The organism is Nocardioides sp. BE266, assembly GCF_031457855.1.
Classification (GTDB): domain Bacteria; phylum Actinomycetota; class Actinomycetes; order Propionibacteriales; family Nocardioidaceae; genus Nocardioides.
Map to the genome: position 1 here is coordinate 227438 of NZ_JAURTI010000001.1, position 20301 is coordinate 247738.

Here is a 20301-nt window from a genome sequence, read left to right on the forward strand (position 1 = left end):
GTCAGCCCCAGACGGCCCGCGCGCCGGAGTCCCCGGCGAGGAACAGCGCCACTGCCAGGGCGATCGATCCCGCCACCAGCAGGAGCGCCACCGGCACCTGCCACCGCGACTCGCGCGCACCGCGCCCGGACGCCAGGGCGGAGACCCCGCCGAGCGCCCAGGCGGCGAGCAGCGACACGGGGACGAAGCCCAGAGCGACGTTGCGCAGCAGCTCGCCGCGCTCCTCGTGCTCCTCGACCAGCGGCTCGAGCTCGGGCCGCGACTCCAGGAGGTTCTCTCCCGACAAGGTGGCCATGAACGCGGTCACCGCAGTGAGCACGGCGAGCACGACGAGGGGCCAGCGGAGCAGCCACCGCCACTTCGGCACGGCGGCGTACACGAGACCGGTGAGGACCGCGAGCGGTCCGAGGACCACCACGGCGTGGACGACGAGCGGGTGCAACGGCACACCGTTGAGTTCCATGCGTGCAGGGTAGGGGGCGTTGCTGGGAATAGCCTGTGGACATGCCCATCACCGGCGGCACCGCCGACTACACCGACGACCTGCGCCTGGCCCACGTCCTCGCCGACGACGCCGACTCGCTGACGCAGGCCCGCTTCAAGGCCCTCGACCTGCACGTCATGAGCAAGCCCGACCTGACCCCGGTCACCGACGCCGACAAGGCCGTCGAGGAGGGCATCCGCCGCACGCTCTCGCGGGTGCGGTCGCGCGACGCGGTGATCGGTGAGGAGCAGGGCACCACCGGGCACAGCCAGCGCCGCTGGATCGTCGACCCGATCGACGGCACGAAGAACTACGTCCGCGGCGTGCCTGTCTGGGCGACGCTGATCGCGCTGGCGGTCGACGACGAGGTCGTCCTCGGCGTCGTCTCCGCACCCCAGCTCCAGCGCCGCTGGTGGGCCTCGGTCGGCAACGGCGCCTGGACCGGCCGCTCGCTGCTCAAGGCGACCAAGTGCGAGGTCTCCGACGTACGTCGCCTCGAGGACGCCTCGCTGAGCTACTCCTCCCTGTCGGGCTGGGACGAGCGCGACCGGCTCGACGACTTCGTGTCGCTCACGCGACGCTGCTGGCGTACGCGTGCCTACGGCGACTTCTGGTCCTACATGCTGCTCGCCGAGGGCGCGGTCGACCTCGCCGCCGAGCCCGAGCTCGCGCCCTACGACATGGCGGCGCTCGACGTGATCGTGCGCGAGGCCGGCGGTCGCTTCACCTCCCTCGACGGCACCGACGGCCCCTGGGGCGGCAACGCGCTGGCCAGCAACGGACACCTCCACGACGCCGCGCTGTCCTTCCTCGGGGCCATGCCCGACGACGACCTCGACCCCGACGTGCCGCGTCGCGGACCCGGCTCGGTGAGCAACCTGCGCGACCGCCAGGGCCCGCCCGTCCTGGACTGAGACCGGACCCGAAGGGTGGGCGAGGGGCCGTTCGGCCCTGTCCCTCACGGCCCGGCTTGGCTACGGTGACTCATCCGTAGTGTCGCCGGAGGAGAGGTCGAGCCCATGAGGATCCAGGACGTCATCCAGCACAAGGCCCAGCAGGCCGTTGTCACCATCAGCCCCGACGCCACGGTCCGCGAGCTGATCGCCCTGCTCGCCGAGCACAACGTCGGTGCCCTGGTGGTGAGCCACGACGGCGAGAGCGTGACCGGCATCGTCAGCGAGCGCGACGTCGTACGCCGCCTGCACGCCGACGAGGCCGTGCTCGACAGCGCCGTCAGCTCGATCATGACCGCCGAGGTGCGCACGTGCGCCGGCTCGGACGACCTCACCGACCTCATGCAGCTGATGACCGAGCACCGCATCCGGCACGTCCCGGTGGTGGCCGAGGAGAAGCTGACCGGCATCATCAGCATCGGTGACGTGGTGAAGAACCGCATCGGCGAGCTCGAGTTCGAGCGCGACCAGCTCGACAGCTACGTCCACCAGACCTGACCCCTGATCCACCTGATTGGAGCAACACAGTGAGCGAGAAGCCCGACGTCGACCCGCACATGGGCGAGGTGCCCGCCGACCTCGAGGTCACTGACCTCGTCGAGGGTGACGGTGCCGAGGCCACGGCCGGCTCGACCGTCTCGGTCCACTACGTCGGCGTCGCCCACTCCTCGGGCGAGGAGTTCGACGCGTCCTACAACCGCGGTGCCCCGCTGCAGTTCCGCCTCGGCATCGGCCAGGTCATCTCAGGCTGGGACACCGGCGTGCAGGGCATGAAGGTCGGCGGCCGCCGCCGGCTCGTCATCCCGCCGCACCTGGGCTACGGCGACCGCGGTGCGGGCGGCGTGATCAAGCCCGGCGAGACGCTGATCTTCGTGGTCGACCTGATCGAGGTCCGCTGACCAGCAGCACCACCTGACGTCGGGCGGTTCTTCCCAAGACAGGCACTAGCCCTGCGCGTCGTGGACCAGGATCGCGACCTGCACCCGGTTCTCGACGCCGAGCTTGGTGAAGAGCCGCCCGACGTGTGTCTTGACCGTCGGCACCCCCATGAAGAGCTCGGCCGCGATCTCGGCGTTGCTCTGGCCGCGCGCCACCCCGTCGGCCACGTCGCGCTCGCGCTCGGTGAGCCCGGCCAGCGCGGCTCGCGCCGTACGCACCCGCTCGTCCGCCCCGGCCGCCTGCTCGTCGCGGGTGACAGCGGCGATCAGCTGGGCGGTCACGCTGGGCGACAGCATCGGCTGGCCCGAGGCCACCGTCCGGATCGCCTCGACGAGGCGCGCCGGCGGCGTGTCCTTGAGCAGGAAGCCGGCGGCGCCGATCCGCAGGGCCCGCAGCACCATGTCGTCGGTGTCGAACGTCGTCAGCACGATGATCTTCAGCTCGGGGTGCGCCGCGAGCAGCGCCTCGGTCGCACTCAGGCCGTCTCGCACCGGCATCCGGATGTCCATCAGCACCACGTCGGCGCCCGAGCGCGGCACCACTGTCAGGGCCTCCTCGCCGTCACCGGCCTCGGCGACGACGGTGATCCCGGACGCGCCGCCCAGCATCATCCCGAGCGCCGCGCGCACCATCGGGTCGTCGTCCACCACGGCGAGCGAGACGGTGTCCTGGCTGGTCACGTCTGCCACGGTATCCATGCCCGGACGGCGTACCCACCACCGGCGTCGACGCCGTGGTTGATGCGACCGCCGGCGAGCGCGGCCCGCTCGGCGAGGCCGAGGAGGCCCAGCCCGGAGGCCGGGAGCGTCGCGCGTGCCGGCGGCCCGACCGGCGCCGCGTTGCGCACCGCGACCACGAGGCCGTCCTCGGGAGTGCCGGCGATGTCGACTGTCACGGCGGTGCCGGGGGCGTGCTTGCGGGCGTTGGTGAGCGCCTCCTGCACGATGCGGTACGCCGTCCGGCCCGTGCCGGCGGGCAGGTCGTCGTCGACGCGGTTGGACAGGCGCACGCGCATCCCGCCCGCCGACTCCTCCGCGACCAGGCCGGCGACGTCGTCGAGGCCGGGCTGCGGTCGCTCGGGGTCGCTCTCCGTCGGGCGGGTCGGGTCGCGGAGCACGCCGAGCACGGCGCGCAGGTCCGACAAGGCCCGGTGGGCGTTCTCCTCGATGGCCTTGGCGGCAGCGGTCTGCTCGTCGGCGGACAGGTCGGTGCGGTAGCCGAGGGCCCCGGCGTTCATCGCGACCAGCGAGATCCGGTGGGCCAGCACGTCGTGCATCTCGCGCGCGATCCGATTGCGCTCCGCGGCCTGCGCCTGCGCGACCCGCGCCCGCTGCTCGCGCTCGGCCGTCTCGGCCCGGTCGCGGTAGGAGTCGACGAGCTGGCGCTGGGAGCCCATCGCGTACCCCGTCGCGACGAGGATGCCGACGACGAGCGCGCCGAAGGCGGACGACGCCCAGAGCGGGAGGGTGTCCTCGCTGGGGCCGATGCGCTCGTGGACGACGCCGGCGACCACGTTGAGCGGGGCCACCACGGCGAGCAGCCGCCACCGCCGGTGCGAGGCGACCGAGCCGATGATCCACGACCCCGGGCCCGAGCTCGACGCCGAGACGAACGCGAAGGCGCCCAGCACGGCGGCGACCAGCGCGGGCCGGCGGTGGCGCCAGCGGATCAGCACGAAGGAGAGGAGGCCCAGGGCCGGGTCGCCGAACAGGAACCAGGCCATCGCGCGGTCGGAGATGTCGGTGTCGGCGACCGCGACCAGCGGCGTGACCCAGGTGACGAGGGTGATCGCCAGGGCGAGCGCGTAGCGCCACAGGGAGGCCATCCGCGTGGGAGGCGGCGCTCCTCCCTCGACGGTCACGGGCTCCGGGGGCATGGCCCCGAGGCTAGAGGTACCGACGTCGCCGCCGCGTCAGACCAAGGTGTCGCCGTCGGCTCGCAGCCGATACCGGAGTCGGATGCGGGCGACCCCTGTGCCCGATGCCCGGGCCCCGTCCTCCCCCGGAGGCTGGAGCCATGATCACAGTCGAGAACCTCACCAAGCGCTACGGCGGGTTCACCGCCGTCGACGACATCTCGTTCCAGGTGCGTCCCGGCAGCGTGGTCGGCTTCCTGGGCCCCAACGGCGCGGGCAAGTCGACCGCCATGCGGATGATGACCGGGCTGACCCCGGCCACCTCCGGCCGGGCGACGATCCTGGGCCAGCCCTACCGCGAGCTGCACAACCCCGGCCGCCAGGTCGGCGTCATGCTCGACGCGTCGGCCCAGCACCCCGGTCGTACGGGCCGCGAGGTGCTCATGGTCGCCGCGGTCTCCGTCGGCGTCTCGAAGGCCCGGGTGGCGGAGGTGCTCTCCCTCGTCGGGCTGACCGAGGAGGAGGCGGGCCGCCGGGTCCGCAACTACTCCCTCGGCATGCGCCAGCGCCTCGGCATCGCCGCGGCCCTGCTCGGCGAGCCGCAGGTGCTGATCCTCGACGAGCCGGCCAACGGCCTCGACCCGCAGGGCATCCACTGGATGCGTGGCCTGCTGCGCCGCTTCGCCGACGGCGGCGGCACCGTGCTCCTGTCCAGCCACCTCCTGCACGAGGTGCAGATCGTCGCCGACGACCTCGTCATGATCGGCCGCGGCCGCATCGTCGCGATGGGCTCCAAGGAGGAGCTGCTGAGCCGCGGCGGCACCACCGTCCGCTCGACCGACGACGCCCGCCTCGCCGGCCTGCTGGAGGCCGCCGACGTGCCGGTCACGCGGACCGGCTCGGGACTGGTCGTCGACGCCGAGCCCGGCGTCGTGGGCCGGGTCGCCGCCGAGGAGCGCGTCGTGCTCCTCGAGCTGCGGTCCGGGGGCTCCGAAGGCCTCGAAGAGATGTTCCTCGGCCTCACGGCCGCCACCTCGCGCGAAGGAGACGCCGCATGAGCACGGAGATGAGCACCGACCAGACCCTCGCCCCCGTCGTCGGCGGCACCGACGACGTACCGACCGTGACCGCCCTCCCCGGTCGACCGGGCGTGCCCTTCGGTCGCACGCTGCAGGCCGAGCTGCGCAAGATGGTCGACACCCGTGCCGGCCGCTGGATGGTCATCGTGATGGCCGCCATCGCGGTGCTGGTGCTGGCCGCCTTCGTGATCTGGGGTCCCGCCGAGGACGCCTCGTTCCAGGGACTGCTCGAGCTCGCCACCCTGCCGCTCGCCATGCTGCTGCCGGTGCTGGGCATCATGGCCGCGACCGCCGAGTGGACCCAGCGCACCGGACTGGTCACCTTCACCCTCGAGCCGCGCCGCGGCCGGGTGGTGCTGGCCAAGGCGCTCGCGGCCCTGGCGCTCGCGGTCATCGTGCTCGCCGCCGCCGTCGCGGCGTCGGCGCTCGCCAACGTCGTGGGCGGCACCGGCGAGTGGGACCTGACGGCCGCCGCAGGAGCCGGTCTCGTGCTGGCGCTGCTGATCTACGTCCTCCAGGGCGTGGCGTTCGGCCTGCTGTTCCTCAACACCCCGGTCGCGATCGTCTCCGTGCTGGTCCTGCCGACCGCGTGGTCGATCGCCACGGCGGCCATCTCCGCCCTGCAGGACGCCGGCGAGTGGCTGAACCTGGACTCGGTCACCACGCCGCTGTTCGCCGGCGAGATGGGCGGCAAGGAGTGGGCCCAGCTCGGCACCGCGGTCGCGGTGTGGGTGCTCCTGCCGCTGACGATCGGCACCTACCGGGTCCTCAAGCGCGAGGTGAAGTAGTCGGGGGACGCCTCACCTCGGGGGTCGCCCCCTCACCAGGGGACGTCGATCTCGACCTCTCCGGTCGCGACCCTGGCCGCCAGCCCGCCCAACGTGACCACGTCACCCGGGGCGAGCTGGCGGCCCCGTCGCGTCTCGACCTCACCGTTGACGGTGACGGCGCCGTCGGCGATGACAGGCTTGGCCTCGGCACCGGTCTCCACCAGGTTGGCGAGCTTGAGGAACTGCCCGAGCCGGATCGACTCGTCGCGGATCGGCACGTCGATGGGCTCGCTGGCGGGAGGCATGGGTCCAGTGAACACCGTCCGTCCCCGCCCCGCGCCCGGGCATGCCAAGGTGGGCACCACCACCGCGCCGTCCGCGGCCGACCTCAGGGGGAGATCCACGCATGCGCCGTCCGTTGCTGTTGCTCGCGCTGCTGCTCGCCGTCGGGCTGGCCCTGCCGGCAGCGGCGTACGACACCCGGTCGGCGGGACGGGCCGGGAAGTCCGGCTGCGAGGCGAGCGGCGGCATCGAGGTCTGCTTCTCGTCGCCTCCCACGCGGCGCGACGACCCGACCGTGCTCGCCCGTCCGAGCAAGCTGTTCGACTCCGCCGGGCCCGGTGACACGATCCGGGTCGCGATGTTCCGGTGGGACATCCAGGCGCCCACCGCCGCGCTGATCGCCGCCCAGCGCCGCGGCGCCACCGTCTACCTCGTCGGCGACGACGACCTCCGGCTCAACTCCCGCGGTCGGCGGCTGATCGAGAAGATCGAGGCCCAGGACCCCGCCCGCAAGAACGTCACCATCTGCCGCGGCGCCTGCCTGCCGTGGCGCGCACCGGGGCCGTTCCCGGACAGCCAGAACGTCCAGCACCTGAAGTTCTACGTCACCGAGATCGGCGGGGTGCAGTCGTTCATCACCAGCTCGGCGAACCTCGAGGACCGCCAGTTCCGGCAGTACAACTCGTTCCTCAAGATCGACGACCCGGCGCTCTACCGCTTCGGCACGCAGTACTTCGCGCGGCTCTTCGACCAGAGCCTGACCGTCGGCGGGCGCACGTGGAACGACCGGAGGAAGACCTTCGCGTCCGGCTCCGTCACCGCCACCGTCTACCCGACACGGCGCGACCTGCTGCTCTCCACGCTGCGCGACATCTCCTGCCGGCCGGGCGCGCGCGACGTGTCGGCGATGTTCGCGGTGATCCAGCGCGCCGACGTACGAGCCGAGCTGGTGCGGCTGTCCACGAAGGGCTGCCGGGTGCGGATCATCACCACCCGCGACACGGTCGAGAACTGGCTCGAGGCGAAGCTCCCCCAGGGCCGGCTCCCGAGGTCGGCGGTCCGGACGACACTGACCCACGACAAGATGCTCGCCGTGCATGCCCGGTTCCGCGGGAAGCCGACCTTCCTCACCGTGACCGGCACGTCGAACACCACGTGCGGCGGGCTGCTCTACAACGACGAGGTGATGGTGCGCGTCGTGGACAACCGGTGGGTCCACGACCAGTACGTCGCCCACTTCGAGGACGCGTGGGCGCACAGCCACCAGAGCCGCTCGGGCGTCATGCCCGTGATGAAGCCCTGCCGCTGACCAGCACTCGTCAGGACACCAGCAGGCTCACCGCGTGGATCAGCACGCCCACGAGCCCGCCGACGATCGTGCCGTTGATCCGGATGAACTGGAGGTCGCGGCCGACGTGGAGCTCGATGCGCCGGGCGGCCTCCTTGCCGTCCCAGCGCTCGATCGTGTGGGTGATGACGGTCGTGACCTCGGCGCCGTAGCGCTCGACCATGAACACCGTCAGGTCGGCGGCCATCCGGTCGAGGCGCTCGCGCAGGGCCGCGTCGTCGCGCAGCCGCTCGGAGAACAGGTTGAGCTCGACGAGCAGGCGCTGGCGCACGGCGCCCTCGCGGTCCTGGATGGAGCCGAGCAGCGCCGAGCGCATCGCCTTCCACAGCGAGATGGCGGTGGTGACGACCTGCGGGTGCTCCAGCAGCCGGTTCTTGAACCCCTCCGCCCGCTCCTGGGTCTCGGCGTCGTTGAGGAGGTCGTGCGCCAGCTGGCCGAGCATCGAGTCCAGCGCCTCACGGGCGCGGTGGTGCGGGTCGTCGCGGATGTCCTCCAGCCAGGCCAGCGCCTGCACGTGCAGGCGCGAGGTGACGGCGTCGTTGAGCCGCGGCGGTGCCCACCACGGGGCCCGCTCCTCGAGCACCCGGGAGAAGGTCTCGGGGTTGTCGATCAGCCAGCGGTGCATCTCCTCCACGGCGAGGTCGACCACGCCGTGGTGCAGGTCGTCGCGCAGCACCTCCATCAGCGTGGTGCCGAGCAGCGGTGAGATCGGCTCCTCGCGGAACCGCGGCACCAGCGCCTCGGTGACGAGGTCGGCGATGTGGTCGTCACGCACCTTGCCCAGCGCAATGGCCGCCACCTCGGACGCCTCGTCGACGACGCGCCGCGCGTTGGCCGGGTCGGCCAGCCAGTCGCCGACCCGGGCCGAGATCGTCGCCGCGGCGACGCGCTCGCGGATGATGTCCTCCTGCAGGAAGTTCTCGCCCACGAACTCCTCGAGGCCCTTGCCGAGCTCGTCCTTGCGCTTCGGGATCAGCGCGGTGTGCGGGATCGGCAGGCCGAGCGGGTGCTTGAAGAGCGCGGTCACCGCGAACCAGTCCGCGATCGCGCCGACCATCGACGCCTCGGCGCCCGCGTTGACGAAGCCCCAGAAGCCGTCGCGCCCGAGCGTGGCGACGTACACACAGGCGGCGAGGAGGAGCAGGCCGACCGCGACCGTGCGCATCCGCCGCAGGCCGCGTCGGCGCGCCTCGTCGGCCCCGGGATCGGGCGTGATGAGGGAGATCGTCGGCGACGTGGCTGTGGCCTGATCGGGCATGTCAGCCATCCTCCCCGACCATGCCAGAATGCGGCGCATGCCTCGCACCGTGATCACCTTCGGAACGTTCGACGTGTTCCACGTCGGACACCTGCGCGTGCTCGAGCGCGCGGCGGCGCTGGGCGACCGACTCGTCGTCGGGGTCTCGGCCGATGCGCTCAACGAGCGCAAGAAGGGCCGGGTGCCGGTGTTCACCCAGCGCGAGCGGCTGGCCATCGTCGGCGCGCTCAAGGTCGTCGACGCGGTCTTCGTCGAGGAGAGCCTGGAGCAGAAGCGCGACTACATCGTCGAGCACGGCGCCGACGTGCTGGTGATGGGCGACGACTGGGCCGGGAAGTTCGACGAGTTCGGCGACGTGTGCGAGGTGGTCTACCTCGAGCGCACGCCGGCCATCTCCACCACGGCGATCATCGAGCACATCGCCGACCTCTGAGCGTCCTGCCCGCCCAGCGGTAACGGGTTTCGGCGTCCGAGCGCTGGGTTAGGGTCACATCCGAGATGACAACCACGAGGGGAAACATGCGCAGAATCGTCACCACCGCTGTGGCTGTGGCACTGATGGGTGGCGCGGCACTGTCCGCCCCCGCCGTCGCTGCCGACCAGACCGGCGGCTCCCACCGTCCTTCCGGCCCGGGCAGCCTGTCCGTGCCGTCCCCGGCCGAGGCCCTCGAGCTCGCTCCCGAGCCGGCCCTGCCCGAGTTCGGCGAGGCCACCCCGTCCGACATGCTCGCCACCGCGCGCCGGGTGATGACGGGCAACGCGCTGCCACGCGACCCCTCCGCCACGCTCGCGCTGCGCGACCTCTGGCTCAACAAGACCAAGCTGCGCGGCAGCGAGCGGCGCCTCGCCGACCGGCTGCTGGCCCGCCCCACCGACGGTGCCGGCGACCCGCAGGGCTTCGGCTACACCGTCCCCGAGGCCGCGCCGATCTGCAACACGCGGCTGTGCATCCACTACGTCGCCACCGGCGCCGACGCCCCGCCGTCGCCCGACTGGCCGGCCACCAACCTGGCGGTCATGGACTCCGTGTGGAGCCAGGAGATCGACGGCCTCGGCTACCGCGCGCCCCTCACCGACGGCGTCAAGGGCGGCAGCCCGCTCTTCGACGTCTACCTCAAGGACCTCGGCGGCGACATCTACGGCTTCTGCGCCGGTGAGACGCGCGTGAAGAAGAGCACCGGCTCGGGCTACTGCGTCCTCGACAACGACTTCGCCGCGGCCCAGTTCCCCAACGGCACGCCGACCGACAACCTGACGGTCACCGCGGCCCACGAGTTCTTCCATGCCATCCAGTACGCCTACGACTTCAACGAGGACCCCTGGATGATGGAGTCCACGGCGACGTGGATGGAGGAGCGCATCGCGACGGCGGTCAACGACAACCGCCAGTACTTCCCCTGGAGCCAGATCTACGCCCCCTACCTGCCGCTCGACCTGTTCAGCCGCAACGAGGGCTACCAGTACGGCAACTGGGTCTTCTGGGAGTACCTCTCCAACAAGTACGGCACCGGCATCGTCAAAAAGGCCTGGGACCAGGCCGGCTCGCTCAAGAAGGACGGTGGCAAGTACTCCATCACCGCCCTGCAGAAGGTCCTGAAGAAGAAGGGTGGCTTCGGCAAGGTCTACGCCAAGTACGCCGCCGGCAACCTCACCCCGGCCGCCAACTTCCCCGAGGGTGCGGAATACCCGTTCCCGAAGGTGCGCGGTGGCAAGAAGCTCAACAAGGGCAAGCACAAGCGCTTCGCGGTGAAGATCAACCACCTGTCCTCGGCCTCCTACGTCTACGTCCCCGGCAAGGGCGTCGGTGCCAAGAAGTGGAAGCTCTCCGTCGCGGTCAACGGCCCGGTCAAGGCGACCTCCCCGTACGCCGTGGTCGTGGTCCACCTCGCCAACGGCAAGCGCCAGACCAAGCTGGTCAAGCTCAACCGCGGTGGCGACGGCCGGGCCAAGGTCAGCTTCGACAGCCGCAAGGTGGCCGCGGTCTCCGTGACGCTGGTCAATGGCTCGACGCGCTACACCTGCAACAAGCGCACCGTGCTCGCCTGCGGCGGCCTGCCGAAGGACGACAAGGAGCGCTTCTCGGTGACCGGGAGCGTCGTCAAGCGCTGACGGTCACGGCCTGAGGGCCACCAGCGCGTGGAGCGCGGCGACGCACTCCTCGACCAGCACGGACAACGGGACCGGGCGTTCGCCGGTCGGCACTGCCGACCAGGTGAGCGCCCGGTCCTCCGTGTAGGCCCACCAGGCACGTACGACGTCGCGCCGCGACTCCGGCACACCGAGCGCGACCATCACCCGCTCGGTGCTGCCGTCGCGCACCGAGTCCATCACCTCGCTGACCCGCGGGTCTGCCACGCCGTGCCCGTGCACGAGCGCTAGGTAGAAGTCGCGCCGCCGCTCGATCTGCTCGACCATCAGGCGCGTCACCATCTCGACCTGCTGCTCCCCCGGCAGGTCCTCGTCGGGGGCCGTCGTCCGCAGCATCCGTCGCCCGGCGGCGGCGATGCAGGCGAGGTAGAAGTCGGTCTTGGTCGGGAAGTAGTGGAACAGCAGGCCCCGTGAGATGCCCGCCTCGGCGGCGATGTCGTCCATGGAGAGGTCCTGGATCGGCTTCTCGACGATCTTCGCGAGCCCGATGCCCACCAGCTGCCGGCGGCGCTCCTGCGCGCTCAGCCGGCGTCGAACGGGCGGCGCGGCTTCAGGGGCGGTGTGGTCGGGCACACTATTGAGCATTGCTCAACAGTGTGCGAAGGTCAATCACATGGACTTCTCCCTCTCCCCGCGCGCCGCCGACCTCCGCGACCGGGTGCGCGCGTTCGTCACCGACGAGATCGAGCCGATCGAGACCGCCGCGCACCACCGGATCACCCGGCTGCGGGAGTCGGGGGGCGACAGCTGGACGCCGGACCCGGTGATCGCCGAGCTCCAGGCCAAGGCGCGGGCGCAGGGCCTGTGGAACCTGTTCCTCCCCGCGGCCCACGCGGGCTCGTACGCCGCAGACTTCGGCACCGACGGCGGCGAGGGCCTCTCCAACGTCGACTACGCGCCGGTGGCCGAGGCGATGGGTCGCTCCTTCCTCGCTCCCCTGGTCTTCAACTCCAACGCGCCCGACACGGGCAACATGGAGGTGCTGCTGAAGTACGGCACCGACGAGCAGAAGCAACAGTGGCTCGAGCCGCTGCTGCGCGCGGAGATCCGCAGCGCGTTCTGCATGACCGAGCCGGCCGTGGCCTCCTCCGACGCGACCAACATGGCCGCGACCGCGCAGGTCGACGGCGACGAGATCGTGATCAACGGCCGCAAGTGGTTCAGCACCGGCATCGGCAACCCCGACTGCAAGATCCTGGTCTTCATGGGGCTCTCCGACCCCGAGGCCGACCGCCACTCGCGGCACACGATGGTGCTGGTCCCCCGCGACGCCGAGGGCGTGAAGGTCGAGCGGATGCTCACCACGATGGGCTACTACGACGAGCCGCTCGGCCACGGCGAGGTGTCCTTCGACAACGTGCGCGTGCCGGCGTCCAACGTGCTGCTCGGCCCGGGTCGCGCCTTCGAGATCGCCCAGGGCCGGCTCGGCCCGGGCCGGGTCCACCACTGCATGCGCGCCATCGGCCTGGCCGAGCGGGCGCTCGAGCTGGCCTGCGCCCGCGCGGTCTCCCGCACCGCCTTCGGCAAGCCGATCGCCAACCTCGGCGGCAACCGCGAGCGGATCGCCGACGCCCGGATCGCGATCAACCGCTCCCGCCTGCTGGTCATGCATGCCGCGTGGCTGCTCGACCAGGGGCTGAGCCGCGAGGCCTACTCCGCCGTCAGCGAGATCAAGGTCGAGGTGCCCGCGATGGCGCTCGACGTGATCGACATGGCGATCCAGCTGCACGGCGGCGCCGGCATGACCGACGACTTCCCGCTCGCCGGTGCGTGGGTGGGTGCCCGCTCGCTGCGGCTGGCCGACGGTCCCGACGAGGTGCACCGCAACGTGATCGCCAAGATCGAGCTCGGGAAGTACACCCGGTGAACCGGGTGCTGGTCACCGGCGCCGCATCCGGGCTCGGCGCCGCGCTCGTCGCGGCCTTCCGCACGCGGGGCGACGAGGTGCTGGCCACCGACCGCGTCGACGCCGACGGCATCGACCTCGTCCTCGACATCACCTCCGACGCCGACTGGGCGGCCGCGGTGGCGGCCGTGCAGGAGCGGTGGGGCGGGCTCGACGTGCTGGTCAACAACGCCGGCGTGGCCGGTGGCGGTCGGGTCGACCTCTGCACGCTCGAGGAGTGGCAGTGGATCACCGACATCAACCTCTTCGGCGTCGTGCGCGGCACCCGGGCCTTCGTGCCGATGCTCAAGGAGCAGGGCTCCGGGCACCTGGTCAACGTCGCCTCGCTCGCCGGCCTCGTCCACCCGGGAGGGATGGGCTCCTACAACGCCGTGAAGGCCGCCGTCGTGGCGTTCACCGAGACGTGCGGCCACGAGCTGTCGTCGTACGGCATCCGGGCGAGCGTGGTGTGCCCGTCGTACTTCCGCACCAACCTGATGGACTCCATGCAGGGCACCGACGAGGTCGTCGGCCAGGTCGTCGCGGGACTCGTCGAGCGCTCGCAGGTCACCGCCGACGACATCGCTGCGGCGGTGCTGGCCGGGATGGACGCCGGCGAGGACGTGATCGTGCCCGACGAGGCCGCGCGCCAGGCGTACTTCCTGAAGTGGGCCGACCGTCCTGCGTACGACGCCGTGATGCGCGACCAGGCCGCCAAGCTGGACGCCCTGTGACCGCCGTGCCGGGCGCCCGCGAGGTGCGCGAGGAGGACGCCTTCGACGTGGCGCGGGTGGCGGCGTGGCTGCGCGAGAACGCCGACGAACCGGCCGGACTGGAGGACGAGCCGGAGGTGCGGCAGTTCTCGGGTGGCGCCTCGAACCTCACCTACCTCCTGCGCTACCCGAACCGCGACCTGATCCTGCGGCGCGCACCCAGCGGGACGAAGGCCAAGGGCGCGCACGACATGCGCCGGGAGTACACGATCCAGTCCGCGCTGGCGCCGGTCTTCCCCTACGTCGCCCCGATGGTGGGCTTCTGCGACGACGCCTCCGTGGTGGGTGGCGACTTCTACGCGATGGGCCGCATCGACGGGCTCATCCCGCGCAGCACGTGGCCCGCCGACGTGCCGCTGACACCCGAGCAGGCGCGGCAGCTGTGCCTCAACGTCGTCGAGGTCTACGCCGAGCTGCACAGCGTCGACGCCGACGCGGCGGGACTGGGCGCCCTGGGCAAGGGCAGCGGCTACGTCCGGCGCCAGGTCGAGGGCTGGTCCACGCGCTACCGCAACGCGCAGACGCCCGACAACCCCGACTTCGTCGACGTGATGGCCTGGATCGAGGCGAACCAGCCGGACGACGTCACGACGTGCGTGATCCACAACGACTTCAAGGTCGACAACATGGTCTTCGCGCACGACGACCCGACCCGGGTCGTCGGCGTGCTCGACTGGGAGATGGCGACCCTCGGCGACCCGCTGATGGACGTCGGTGGGGCGCTGGCCTTCTGGATCCAGGCCGACGACTCCGACGAGCTCAAGATGACCAAGCGGGTGCCGACCGACCTGCCCGGGATGATCACCCGCGAGGAGTTCGTCGCGGCCTACTGCGACCGGATGGGCTTCGACATGACGCCCGAGCGGTGGCGCTTCTACGAGGTCTTCGGCCTCTTCCGCAACGCGGTGATCGCCCAGCAGATCTACTACCGCTACTTCCACGGCCAGACCACCAACGAGATGTTCGCCCTCTTCGGGCCGGGCGTGCAGATCCTCGACCGCCGCATCGCGGAGCTGCTCGCGTGAACACCCCACGACGTTCTGCTCCCCCGCTGCGCTCCTCCACACAACGCCGCGGGGACCCCGTATGAGCAGCATCCTGCTGGTGCGGCACGGCCAGGCGTCGTTCGGTGCGGCCGACTACGACAACCTCTCCCCGACCGGCCACGAGCAGTCGCGCGTGCTGGGCGCGGCCCTGGCCGCTCGTGGCGTGATGGCGGACGTCGTGGTGGGTGGCGAGATGCGCCGCCACGCCCAGACGGCCGCCGGCGTCCTCGAGGGTGCGGGCTGGAGCGCCGACGTCGACCTAGACAACGGCTGGAACGAGTTCGACCACCTCCAGGTGCTGGCCGTCCACGACCAGCCGTCCACCGCCGAGGGCGAGTCGGAGAAGGCGGCCTTCCAGCGGTGGTTCGAGGAGGCGACGCTTCGCTGGACGTCCGGCGAGCACGACGCGTCGTACGACGAGTCTTTCGGCGCCTTCACGTCCCGCGTCGAGGCGGCCATGACTCGACTCGTCGACACGCTCCCCCGCAAGGGCACGGCCGTCGTCCTCACCAGCGGCGGCCCGATCGCGTGGGCCTGCGCGGCGCTGCTCGCCGACCGTCCCGACGCGCGGACCGACCTGTGGCTGCGGCTCAACCCGGTCTCGGTCAACACCGGGACGTCGACGGTCGTGTGCGGCGCGCGCGGCACCACGCTCGTCGCCTTCAACGCCCACGACCACCTCTCCCCCGACCTGATCACCTACCGCTAGGACCCGCATGTCCACGATCCTCATCACCGGCGCCAGCAGCGGCCTCGGCGCCGAGATGGCCCGCCAGTTCGCCGCCCTCGGCCACGACCTCGCCCTCTGCGCGCGCCGCACCGAGCGGCTCGACGAGCTCGCCGCGGAGATCACCGCCGCCAACCCGACCGCGCGGGTCGCGGTGAAGGCGCTCGACGTCAACGACCACGACGCCGTCTTCCGGGTCTTCGAGGAGTTCGCCGACGAGCTCGGCGGGCTCGACCGCGTCGTCGTCAACGCCGGCCTCGGCAAGGGCCAGCCGCTCGGCACCGGCCGCTTCGACGCCAACAAGCAGACCGCCGAGACCAACTTCATCGGCGCGCTGGCCCAGACCGAGGCCGCCGCCGCGATCTTCCGGCGGCAGAATGCAGGCCACCTGGTGATGGTGTCGTCGTTCTCCGCGCTGCGCGGGATGCCGAGGAACATCACGACGTACGCCGCCACCAAGGCTGCCGTCGCGCACCTGGCCGAGGGCTTCCGCGCCGACGTGCACGGCACGCCGATCAAGGTGACCGTGCTCTACCCGGGCTACATCGTCTCCGAGATGTCCGGCACGTCCGCGAAGACGCCGCTGATGACCTCGACCGAGAAGGGTGTGCGCGCCATGGTGGCGGCGATCGAGAAGGAGAAGGCCTCGGCCCGCGTGCCCGCCTGGCCCTGGGCGCCGCTCGGGTTCGTGGTCAAGCGGGTGCCGGTGGGCGTGCTGCGCCGGATGGGCTGACCCGCTCGGTCAGGACCACTGGCGCCGCATCAGGGTCATGGCGGCGAACGGGTCCTCCCCCGACACCGCGACCACGACCCCGGCGCCCTCCGGGGTGGCCGTGGCGAGCATGCGGCCGTCCCCGACCCAGGCGCTCCACGCGCGGACGTAGTGACCGGCGCGGGTGGCGTTGCGGCCGAGGACCGACGGGACCGGGTGCCATGCCTCGGCGGCCGGGCGGACGGCCGCCAGCGCCTTGCGTGCGCCGGCGCGCGTCCGGACGGACGCGTCGGGGTCGGCGAGCTGCGCGGCGGCGTAGCGGGACACGACGTAGCGCGGAGCGCCGACCGGTCCGATCGCCTCGTCGAACGCGACCGCGAACGTCGTGGCGTCGTCCTCGGTGCCGACGAGCCGGAACCGGTACTCGCCGTCGGGGTGCAGCTCGGCGGCGAGGCCGGCGGCGCCGATGCTGGTCAGCCCGGCCGCCTCGAGCGCGTCCGCGACCGCCGCCGCCACCGCCTCCAGTGGCGGCGTGCCGGTGGTCGCGGTCAGCTGCTCGTGCACCCACCGCGTGAGCTCGTCCCGGTTGCGTCGGCCCGTGACGAGCGCCCCGGCAAGGGTCGCCACACCGCCGACGACACCGGCGGACACCGCCGCGACCTCGCCCGCGGCGACGGCGGCAGCCAGAGCGGCGCCGAACGTCCCCGCACCCAGCGACAGCGACGAGCGCCAGCTCATCGACGGCACCTCGTCGGCCGTGGTCATGCCGGTGGGCGTCAGCCGCCACGTCGGCGCGACGGGGGTGATCGGTCCGACGGGCCGAGGCTCGACGGCGGCCGAGGCGCCGGGCGCGCGTCGTACCCGCAGCGACGCGAGCGTGAGGTCGTCGTACGGCGTCCCGACGGCCCACGCGTCGCGGATGGCGTCCCGGTCGCCGGCAGCGGCGAGCATGCGGACGTTGAGGCGGTCGAAGTCGGCGACCGGAGGCGGCGCGAAGGGCGAGAAGGACGCGTCGATGTGGGCGACGCCGTCGACGATGTCGCCGTCGGCGTCCACGCCGTGGAACCCGGTGTGCTTGCGGACCAGGCGGGTCCAGTCGTTGTCGCCCTTGGGGTGCGCCTCCGACACGCAGACGACCGTCCAGTTGGTGGCGACCTTGTCAGGCCACGTCGGATCCGTGCGCAGCGCCCGACCCCGCGTCTGCACGACGGCGGTCAGCGTGGTGGCGGTGGTGAGGTCGATCAGCGTGGAGACGCTGCGCGCGTTCCAGCCCTCGCCGAGGAGACCGCGGGTGCCGATGAGGACCTGGGTCCGACCGGCCTCGAAGAACGCGGTGACGTGCCCGACCCAGGTGCGCGACGCCCAGCCGGACGTGCAGGTCGCGATCGCGCCGTCGCCGGTCTCGACGACGAGCCCGGCCGCGAGGTCCGGGTCGCGGGTGGCGACGAAGTCGACGAGGTCGAGCAGCGTGGCTTCGGACGAGGCCACGACGGACCCGGTGACCAGCATGGGGTGGAGGACGGCGGCGTCGGGGTCGGTGAGGAACGTGTCCAGCGCGGCGAGCGCGGACCCGGCCTCCGCGTCGAGGACACCGTCGAGGGACACCGGCACAGTGGCTGATGCACGTTCGTGGTCGCACAGCACCAGCACACGGGCCCGGTCGCCGATGGCCGCGTGCTCGGCACCGACGATCTGGGCGGCAGCGACTGGCTTGGCGGCCGAACGGGCCAGGACGCGGTCGACGGTCGACCGGCCGCGTCGTACGCCTCGACGGGTCCACTGGTAGCCGACGGACGGCAGCGCCTTCCGGACGACCGCCAGGACCGCGGCGTCGCCCGGGTCCTCGGAGACCGCGACGTGGCTGAGCAGCCAGGCGCCGAGCAGGGCGACCCAGTCCTCAGCCGACGGAGCGTGCCGGTGCTCCTCGCGCAGCCGGGCTCCGGACGGCAGCTCGAGCAGGCCCGCGTGGTGCATCCGCAGAGCGGCGTCGCACAGGTCGGGCTCGCGAGCGTCGAGGCCAGCCCAGGTGGTCGTGGCCGGGACCGGTGCGACGAACCTGGCCGTGAGCCACTCGTAGAACCCGACCGACCCGAAGCCGGGCGTGGTCAGCAGGGTGGTCAGCTCGGTGAAGCGGAGCGCCTCGTCGGTGAGCCAGTCCTCCTCGACTGGGGTCGGCGTGGTCAGCCAGACGAGCTCGTCGAACGGCGCGAGGTGGCCCTCCCGGACGACGGCCGGCACCGAGACCCGGTAGAGGATGCTCCCGAAGAGCTTCTCGACGAGGGCCAGCTGCTCCCCCGCGAGGCTGTCGGGCGGCGTGGCCGTGAGCGCCAGCACGTGGGCGCCCTCGATCGCCTGCAGCAGCTCGGCGAGCAGCCGTCCCCACACCTCGAGCAGGTGGTGGCACTCGTCGAGGACGAGCACCAGGCGCGGCTGGGTGCGCATCAGGTCGAAGAGGGCGGCGCCGTTGGGGTGGAGCCGGTCGACGACCGTCGTCGTGGAGTCGGCGTCGTCGGCAGCCTCGGAGTCGAAGACCGCCAGGGACTGGTACGTCAGGCACGTGAGCGGGCTGGCGAGGGACCGGTCGTCGCCCGCCTCGAGCCCCATCGCGCGCGCCTCGGCGACCCACTGGGACTGGATCGCGGTGTTGGGCGCGAGCACGACCGCCCGCGTGTCGGCGTCGGCCCGGAGCTGGGCCGCGACCGCATCGAGGCCGACGCGGGTCTTGCCGGCTCCCGGGGGCAGCACGACCCACGCTCGCGGGTGGTCCGCGCCCTCCCACGCCGCCGCCAGCGCGTCGAGCGCCTCACGTTGGTGGACCCGCAGCGGCGGTACGCCGGGTGCCGTCCGCTGGTCGTCAGCCGGCCCGGAGTGAGTGTCCACGCGGCAACGGTAGGGGCTCCGGACGTTGCGTCAGGGCCGCCTCCGCCACACGTGTCCGAGTCCTGGACCCCAGATCCGCGGTGTCGGGGCGAGAACCGCCACACGAGTCCGAGGGGTCGGCGTCGGCCTGGCCCGTGGCACCGCTCGGCTGGAACCAGTCCGGGCCGATGTCGATCATGCCCGCGCCCGGTCTCAGGCGGCCGAGTCGACCGGTACGTCGGCGCGGTGCCGCGGGACGTACACCGTCGTGTCGGTGGACCTATCCGCCAGCAGCCGCCGGCGCTCCTGCCCCACCCGCCGGAGCGCCAGCGGTTCGATCCTGCTGCCGGGCAGGGTGTGCGTCGTTGTCATGGTGTCCTCCCCCGTCGAGAGCCTCGTGCTCCGGACGTCTGGCCAACGACGCCGCGGGCGCAGGGGTCACGCAGCGTTTCCGGCGGTCTGGACCAGAGGGGGTCGACGTGCTCAGTGGTCGCGTGTGGCCTCGGTGCACATGTCCCGGGCGTGCATCAGCCCAAGCCTCACGCACAGGTCGGCCCGGACGGCCGCTTCCTGACCGCCCGGGCCTCGTCGGCATGAGGTCCATGGCTCTCACGCGGACGTACTGAGGGGGTACCCACTGGTCAGTGGAGGATGCCCACGCGGCCACCCCTGCGGGTCAGTAGTCGTCCCCCGACTCCGGCTCGGGCTCGCGGGTGAGGTGCATCGCTGCCTCCTCGGCGGAGGCGCCGGCCCCGTCGATGCCGACGTCGACGGCCAGCTCCTGCTTGTCGACGTCCTCACCGAGCCCCTCGTCCGGGGCCATCAGCCGCCCGGCACGCGCGTCGGGCTCGTCGAGACCGAGCTCCTCGTCGAGGGCGTTCTCGTCCTCGTGGTCGTCGTCCTCGTCGTCGTCGGCGTAGGGGTCGACGTCGGGCTCCTCCTCCGACAGCCGCTCGTCGAGCGACTCGCCCTGCCGGCGCTCGGCCTCGGTCGGGTAGTCGTCGTAGCCCTTCGGCGGACGGTCGGGCGGCGAGTAGCCGCGGTCGAGCACGTCGTCGAGGTCGCCGTCGTCCAGGGTGTCCCCCGGCTGGAGCTGGTCCTCGTCGTCGATCGACTGGTCGCCGTAGTACTCGCGGTCCTCACTCATGCCTCCTTCGTACCGATCAGGGCACGTCAGGACAAG

22 protein-coding genes are annotated in these 20301 nt (G+C 72.1%); 13 read left to right on the forward strand and 9 right to left on the reverse strand.

Annotation, left to right across the window (positions count from 1 at the left end):
• Position 1: 1 nt before the first annotated feature.
• Entirely contained in the window at positions 2-463 is a 462-nt protein-coding gene (locus J2X46_RS01135) for a DUF2231 domain-containing protein (protein WP_310245837.1), read from the reverse strand.
• A 41-nt stretch (positions 464-504) separates the two neighbouring features.
• Between J2X46_RS01135 and J2X46_RS01140 the strand changes: the two genes are divergently transcribed.
• The 3 genes from J2X46_RS01140 (at position 505) to J2X46_RS01150 (ending at position 2336) form a co-directional block, all read left to right on the forward strand.
• Positions 505-1398, forward strand: coding sequence for an inositol monophosphatase family protein (locus J2X46_RS01140; protein WP_310245840.1), 894 nt, complete (start codon positions 505-507; stop codon positions 1396-1398).
• Between the two features lie 105 nt (positions 1399-1503).
• Positions 1504-1935 (forward strand): CBS domain-containing protein, encoded by a 432-nt coding sequence (locus J2X46_RS01145; protein ID WP_310245843.1) that lies wholly within the window; start codon positions 1504-1506, stop codon positions 1933-1935.
• Positions 1936-1994: 59 nt separating this feature from the next.
• Positions 1995-2336: an FKBP-type peptidyl-prolyl cis-trans isomerase gene (locus J2X46_RS01150; protein WP_310247315.1), complete on the forward strand. Its 342-nt coding sequence runs from the start codon at positions 1995-1997 to the stop codon at positions 2334-2336.
• A 45-nt stretch (positions 2337-2381) separates the two neighbouring features.
• On the opposite strand, the gene J2X46_RS01155 is transcribed toward J2X46_RS01150, so the two are convergent.
• Both J2X46_RS01155 and J2X46_RS01160 read right to left on the reverse strand, forming a co-directional pair.
• Positions 2382-3056, reverse strand: a complete 675-nt coding sequence (locus J2X46_RS01155) for a response regulator transcription factor (RefSeq protein WP_310245846.1) — start codon at positions 3054-3056, stop codon at positions 2382-2384.
• Positions 3053-4252: a histidine kinase gene (locus J2X46_RS01160; protein ID WP_310245849.1), complete on the reverse strand. Its 1200-nt coding sequence runs from the start codon at positions 4250-4252 to the stop codon at positions 3053-3055. The genes J2X46_RS01155 and J2X46_RS01160 overlap by 4 nt, the downstream gene beginning before the upstream one ends.
• 140 nt (positions 4253-4392) lie before the next feature.
• Here J2X46_RS01160 and J2X46_RS01165 point away from each other — a divergent pair, with 140 nt between their 5' ends.
• Positions 4393-5289: an ABC transporter ATP-binding protein gene (locus J2X46_RS01165; protein WP_310245850.1), complete on the forward strand. Its 897-nt coding sequence runs from the start codon at positions 4393-4395 to the stop codon at positions 5287-5289.
• Entirely contained in the window at positions 5286-6098 is an 813-nt protein-coding gene (locus J2X46_RS01170) for a hypothetical protein (protein WP_310245852.1), read from the forward strand. Before J2X46_RS01165 ends, J2X46_RS01170 begins: the two co-directional genes overlap by 4 nt.
• Positions 6099-6130: 32 nt before the next feature.
• Here the strand turns inward: J2X46_RS01170 and J2X46_RS01175 are convergent, their stop codons facing one another.
• Positions 6131-6385 (reverse strand): RNA-binding S4 domain-containing protein, encoded by a 255-nt coding sequence (locus J2X46_RS01175; protein ID WP_310245856.1) that lies wholly within the window; start codon positions 6383-6385, stop codon positions 6131-6133.
• Between the two features lie 101 nt (positions 6386-6486).
• Here J2X46_RS01175 and J2X46_RS01180 point away from each other — a divergent pair, with 101 nt between their 5' ends.
• Entirely contained in the window at positions 6487-7671 is a 1185-nt protein-coding gene (locus tag J2X46_RS01180; protein ID WP_310245858.1) for a phospholipase D-like domain-containing protein, read from the forward strand.
• Between the two features lie 10 nt (positions 7672-7681).
• Here the strand turns inward: J2X46_RS01180 and J2X46_RS01185 are convergent, their stop codons facing one another.
• Positions 7682-8968 carry a DUF445 domain-containing protein gene (locus J2X46_RS01185; protein ID WP_310245860.1) on the reverse strand — a complete coding sequence of 429 codons (1287 nt, stop codon included), beginning with the start codon at positions 8966-8968 and terminating at the stop codon, positions 7682-7684.
• A gap of 37 nt (positions 8969-9005) precedes the next feature.
• On the opposite strand from J2X46_RS01185, the gene J2X46_RS01190 reads away from it, so the two are divergent.
• Both J2X46_RS01190 and J2X46_RS01195 read left to right on the forward strand, forming a co-directional pair.
• Entirely contained in the window at positions 9006-9401 is a 396-nt protein-coding gene (locus J2X46_RS01190; RefSeq protein ID WP_310245862.1) for an adenylyltransferase/cytidyltransferase family protein, read from the forward strand.
• 86 nt (positions 9402-9487) lie between these two features.
• The gene (locus tag J2X46_RS01195) at positions 9488-11077 is read left to right on the forward strand and encodes an MXAN_6640 family putative metalloprotease (RefSeq protein ID WP_310245864.1); all 1590 of its coding nucleotides are present in this window, start codon (positions 9488-9490) and stop codon (positions 11075-11077) included.
• A gap of 3 nt (positions 11078-11080) precedes the next feature.
• Here J2X46_RS01195 and J2X46_RS01200 read toward each other — a convergent pair whose 3' ends face one another.
• On the reverse strand, positions 11081-11689 hold the full coding sequence (locus J2X46_RS01200) for a TetR/AcrR family transcriptional regulator (protein ID WP_310245866.1): 609 nt from the start codon (positions 11687-11689) through the stop codon (positions 11081-11083).
• Positions 11690-11729: 40 nt separating this feature from the next.
• Here J2X46_RS01200 and J2X46_RS01205 point away from each other — a divergent pair, with 40 nt between their 5' ends.
• From J2X46_RS01205 to J2X46_RS01225, 5 genes are all read left to right on the forward strand, one after another.
• A complete protein-coding gene (locus J2X46_RS01205; RefSeq protein ID WP_310245867.1) occupies positions 11730-12983 on the forward strand; it encodes an acyl-CoA dehydrogenase family protein in 1254 nt (417 codons plus the stop codon).
• Complete coding sequence (locus J2X46_RS01210) at positions 12980-13735, forward strand: SDR family NAD(P)-dependent oxidoreductase (protein ID WP_310245869.1); 756 nt, start codon at positions 12980-12982, stop codon at positions 13733-13735. The genes J2X46_RS01205 and J2X46_RS01210 overlap by 4 nt, the downstream gene beginning before the upstream one ends.
• Positions 13732-14799, forward strand: a complete 1068-nt coding sequence (locus J2X46_RS01215; RefSeq protein WP_310245871.1) for a phosphotransferase family protein — start codon at positions 13732-13734, stop codon at positions 14797-14799. The genes J2X46_RS01210 and J2X46_RS01215 overlap by 4 nt, the downstream gene beginning before the upstream one ends.
• A gap of 61 nt (positions 14800-14860) precedes the next feature.
• Positions 14861-15529 carry a histidine phosphatase family protein gene (locus tag J2X46_RS01220; protein WP_310245873.1) on the forward strand — a complete coding sequence of 223 codons (669 nt, stop codon included), beginning with the start codon at positions 14861-14863 and terminating at the stop codon, positions 15527-15529.
• 7 nt (positions 15530-15536) lie between these two features.
• Positions 15537-16280 (forward strand): SDR family oxidoreductase, encoded by a 744-nt coding sequence (locus J2X46_RS01225; protein ID WP_310245875.1) that lies wholly within the window; start codon positions 15537-15539, stop codon positions 16278-16280.
• A gap of 9 nt (positions 16281-16289) precedes the next feature.
• On the opposite strand, the gene J2X46_RS01230 is transcribed toward J2X46_RS01225, so the two are convergent.
• From J2X46_RS01230 to J2X46_RS01240, 3 genes are all read right to left on the reverse strand, one after another.
• The gene (locus J2X46_RS01230; protein WP_310245877.1) at positions 16290-19139 is read right to left on the reverse strand and encodes a DEAD/DEAH box helicase family protein; all 2850 of its coding nucleotides are present in this window, start codon (positions 19137-19139) and stop codon (positions 16290-16292) included.
• A gap of 192 nt (positions 19140-19331) precedes the next feature.
• Positions 19332-19490 (reverse strand): hypothetical protein, encoded by a 159-nt coding sequence (locus J2X46_RS01235; RefSeq protein WP_310245880.1) that lies wholly within the window; start codon positions 19488-19490, stop codon positions 19332-19334.
• A gap of 304 nt (positions 19491-19794) precedes the next feature.
• On the reverse strand, positions 19795-20265 hold the full coding sequence (locus J2X46_RS01240) for a DUF5709 domain-containing protein (RefSeq protein ID WP_310245883.1): 471 nt from the start codon (positions 20263-20265) through the stop codon (positions 19795-19797).
• Between the last annotated feature and the right edge of the window lie 36 nt (positions 20266-20301).

Excerpts from the sequence above, each read along its gene's own strand:
- J2X46_RS01150 (WP_310247315.1), top strand. The coding sequence starts at position 1,995 with ATGGGCGAGGTGCCCGCCGACCTCGAGGTCACTGACCTCGTCGAGGGT.
- J2X46_RS01160 (WP_310245849.1), bottom strand. The coding sequence starts at position 4,252 with ATGCCCCCGGAGCCCGTGACCGTCGAGGGAGGAGCGCCGCCTCCCACG.
- J2X46_RS01180 (WP_310245858.1), top strand. The coding sequence starts at position 6,487 with ATGCGCCGTCCGTTGCTGTTGCTCGCGCTGCTGCTCGCCGTCGGGCTG.
- J2X46_RS01205 (WP_310245867.1), top strand. The coding sequence starts at position 11,730 with ATGGACTTCTCCCTCTCCCCGCGCGCCGCCGACCTCCGCGACCGGGTG.
- J2X46_RS01140 (WP_310245840.1), top strand. The coding sequence starts at position 505 with ATGCCCATCACCGGCGGCACCGCCGACTACACCGACGACCTGCGCCTG.
- J2X46_RS01165 (WP_310245850.1), top strand. The coding sequence starts at position 4,393 with ATGATCACAGTCGAGAACCTCACCAAGCGCTACGGCGGGTTCACCGCC.
- J2X46_RS01195 (WP_310245864.1), top strand. The coding sequence starts at position 9,488 with ATGCGCAGAATCGTCACCACCGCTGTGGCTGTGGCACTGATGGGTGGC.
- J2X46_RS01175 (WP_310245856.1), bottom strand. The coding sequence starts at position 6,385 with ATGCCTCCCGCCAGCGAGCCCATCGACGTGCCGATCCGCGACGAGTCG.
- J2X46_RS01190 (WP_310245862.1), top strand. The coding sequence starts at position 9,006 with ATGCCTCGCACCGTGATCACCTTCGGAACGTTCGACGTGTTCCACGTC.
- J2X46_RS01135 (WP_310245837.1), bottom strand. The coding sequence starts at position 463 with ATGGAACTCAACGGTGTGCCGTTGCACCCGCTCGTCGTCCACGCCGTG.
- J2X46_RS01240 (WP_310245883.1), bottom strand. The coding sequence starts at position 20,265 with ATGAGTGAGGACCGCGAGTACTACGGCGACCAGTCGATCGACGACGAG.
- J2X46_RS01170 (WP_310245852.1), top strand. The coding sequence starts at position 5,286 with ATGAGCACGGAGATGAGCACCGACCAGACCCTCGCCCCCGTCGTCGGC.
- J2X46_RS01225 (WP_310245875.1), top strand. The coding sequence starts at position 15,537 with ATGTCCACGATCCTCATCACCGGCGCCAGCAGCGGCCTCGGCGCCGAG.
- J2X46_RS01220 (WP_310245873.1), top strand. The coding sequence starts at position 14,861 with ATGAGCAGCATCCTGCTGGTGCGGCACGGCCAGGCGTCGTTCGGTGCG.
- J2X46_RS01145 (WP_310245843.1), top strand. The coding sequence starts at position 1,504 with ATGAGGATCCAGGACGTCATCCAGCACAAGGCCCAGCAGGCCGTTGTC.
- J2X46_RS01235 (WP_310245880.1), bottom strand. The coding sequence starts at position 19,490 with ATGACAACGACGCACACCCTGCCCGGCAGCAGGATCGAACCGCTGGCG.
- J2X46_RS01185 (WP_310245860.1), bottom strand. The coding sequence starts at position 8,968 with ATGCCCGATCAGGCCACAGCCACGTCGCCGACGATCTCCCTCATCACG.